The organism is Sutterella massiliensis (assembly GCF_016899755.1).
Classification (GTDB): domain Bacteria; phylum Pseudomonadota; class Gammaproteobacteria; order Burkholderiales; family Burkholderiaceae_F; genus Sutterella; species Sutterella massiliensis.
Genome location: NZ_JACJJC010000110.1, coordinates 1 through 1,122, shown reverse-complemented (window position 1 = coordinate 1,122; position 1,122 = coordinate 1). Strand labels below are relative to the sequence as shown.

General features: G+C 53.4%; 1 protein-coding gene. It reads left to right on the top strand.

Annotation, left to right across the window (positions count from 1 at the left end; translation table 11 throughout):
* On the top strand, window positions 1–297 hold a 297-nt coding region (locus H6A60_RS11595; protein ID WP_205104771.1), incomplete at its 5' end, for a porin.
* Between the last annotated feature and the right edge of the window lie 825 nt (window positions 298–1,122).

Below are 1,122 nucleotides of genomic sequence, written 5' to 3'. Positions count from 1 at the left end.
ATCAAGGGCTACAGCCTGATGGCTGGTGTCGACGCTCCGATGTTCGGCGGCACGGGCATGTTCGCTGTGGGCTACGCCGATACTGAAGACGCTGAAGTTGACAAGGGCGCTGTCAAGGCTGAATCGACCCGCTGGGGCGCCTCTGCCGGTTACACCTATCCGCTCAGCAAGCGTACCAACGTCTACGGCGTTGTCGGCTACTACCAGGACAAGATTGAAAACGAAGAAGGCAAGAAGGGCGAAGATCGCGATCCCTCCAAGGCCGTCGTCTTCCTTGGTATGCGTCATCGCTTCTAAGGGTTAACTCTTAGAATAAAACGTGTCACTCCAAAGGGGCGCTTCTATTAGCAAGAGTCTGGCGTCCCTTAGGTGAGCCCTGGCCCCCACTGAATTCGTGCAAGTTCAGTGGGGGCTTTTCTATTCATTGTCGTTGTGAGGCCAAAGTAGAAACTGTTGGGTACGAAACTTGGCCTCATCCCAAGTCAAATTGGCCGCAGAGATGCGATCAAGATACATCTTCACGGTTAAGGCGTTGGCCGATACCCCGATGGGCGTTCGACTTTAGGAGATCGATGTTCCTGTTTCGAAGAGCAGCATTCGTGTTACGTAGCAAACCGTTCGCTTTTCAGAGAATGACGTTCGAAGTTCAGCGACAAGTATTCGGTTTTACGCGCCGAACGTTCGGGGTTCGCCGTAAAAAAGCGGGCCTTCAATCTAGGAAGGCCCGCGAAGAAAAAGACTTTGCACAGAGAGAAGATTGACTCTTCGAAAGAGTCGCGATGCTGAAAAAACAGCAAATTTCGGCGGTGCATCTCTTGCCGAATTGACGCTTCACGCACCGCCGATCGCAGAGCCGTTCGGCCGACTGACTTCAGACGATCCCTGTTGTCCGACGTAACGGCCGAAGGCTCGCACATTCCTCGATGCTAACCGAACGCTCCATGCGCTTGTTGGAAACGCTCGGTCCGAACGGATAGAATGTACTAAAGTTTTGGATTCCCGATCGGGGTTAGAAGCGATGAACCATACCGCCAAAAACTTCGATTGCCGCAAGGCTGTCATCGTCGGCATGCGTGCCGTGAATCTTGCCAAGATCAGCCTTCGTGTAGGAAGCGGCCGTGT